This window comes from Blautia sp. CAG:257 (genome assembly GCF_000433815.1).
Classification (GTDB): Bacteria; Bacillota; Clostridia; order Lachnospirales; family Lachnospiraceae; genus Blautia_A; species Blautia_A caecimuris.
Genome location: NZ_HF999105.1, coordinates 343 through 1,337 on the forward strand (window position 1 = coordinate 343; position 995 = coordinate 1,337).

General features: G+C 45.2%; 1 protein-coding gene. It reads left to right on the forward strand.

Annotation, left to right across the window (positions count from 1 at the left end; translation table 11 throughout):
- Positions 1 to 995, forward strand: a 995-nt coding sequence (locus QVP40_RS11735) for a glycoside hydrolase family 2 TIM barrel-domain containing protein (protein WP_288200539.1), incomplete at both ends; no start/stop codon positions are given.

Genomic DNA, 995 nt, shown 5'->3' on the forward strand with positions numbered 1-995 from the left:
TATCCGGGAAATCTGTGTGAAGGATGCTGTCATCTATCTGAATGGCACTGCTGTTAAATTTAAGGGAGTGAACCGCCATGACTCGGATCCGGTGACCGGGTTTGTCATTGGGCCTGACCAGATGAAAAAGGATCTGCAGATGATGAAGGAGAACAACTTTAATGCAGTCCGCAGCAGTCATTATCCCAATGCGCCTTATTTTTATCAGCTCTGTGATGAGTATGGATTTTTTGTGATCGCAGAGGCAGACAATGAAAGTCATGGAACCCAGTCCCAGTATTTAAAAGATTCCAGCTGGGAAAATGTAAGCCAGAGATGGAATGAGAGGATTTCTGATAACCCGGATTTCATACCGGCTACCCTGGACCGTACCAGACTTTGCGTACACAGGGAGAAAAATCGCCCCAGCATTGTGATCTGGTCCATGGGAAATGAATGTGGCTATGGCTGTACCTTTGAGGAAGCCTTAAAGTGGACGAAGCAGTTTGATAAAACAAGGCTGACCTGCTATGAAAGCTCTTTTTACCGGAATAATAAAAGAAAATACGATTACAGCAATATTGATATTTTCAGCAGAATGTATCCTTCTCTGGAAGAAATCCGGGAATATATGGAACAGAAACCGGATAAGCCCTTTCTTTTGATTGAATACTGTCATGCCATGGGAAACGGACCGGGAGATCTGGAGGATTATTTCCAGATGATTTATCAATATGACCAGCTTTGCGGAGGCTTTGTGTGGGAGTGGTGTGATCATGGAGTGTACCGGGGAAAGGCTGTTAATGGAAAAGAAAAGTATTTTTACGGAGGAGATTTTGGGGAAGAGGTCCATGACGGCAATTTCTGTATGGACGGACTGGTATATCCTGACCGGACACCTCATACCGGGCTTCTGGAATACCGGAATGTGCACCGCCCGGCAAGAGTGGTGACTTTCCGGCAGGAAACCGGAGAGCTGTGCCTGAAAAATTATATGAATCACCTGGATTTAAAGG